A 424-nucleotide genomic window follows, 5' to 3' on the forward strand; every position below is an offset into this window, starting at 1 on the left:
TAAGCGAGGCGAGCCGCGGGTGTGCGCCATGGTTCGAGCACCGACGCCGCATGAGGAGGATCGCCGCCGGATCTGCCGCGAGCGCAAGACGCTGACAGCGGAGCGGGTGGAGCACGTCAATCGGATCAAGGGGCTGCTCTTCGCCCAGGGCATCTCTGACTATGAGCCCTTATTGCGCAAAAGACGGGAGCGGCTTGAGGAACTCAGGACCGGTGATGGTCGTCCGCTACCTGAGCATTTGAAGGCACAGATTGGACGCGAACTTGATCGGCTCGAACTCACACTTCAACAGATCAAGTCCGTGGAGGCTGAGCGGGATGCTATGCTCAGCCCGTCGGACGGAGGCACGCCAGCGCCAGGAGCAATGTTAAAGAATTTGAAGGGGATTGGCCCGGAATTCGCCGGTGTCCTGTGGTCGGAGGGG

At 61.3% G+C, this 424-nt stretch carries 1 pseudogene; it reads left to right on the top strand.

The window, feature by feature from the left end:
- Window positions 1-424, top strand: a pseudogene (locus V5F77_RS29180) (IS110 family transposase); the annotation flags it as partial.

Origin of the sequence: Roseixanthobacter psychrophilus, assembly GCF_043195195.1 — a bacterium.
GTDB lineage: Bacteria > Pseudomonadota > Alphaproteobacteria > Rhizobiales > Xanthobacteraceae > NCEH01.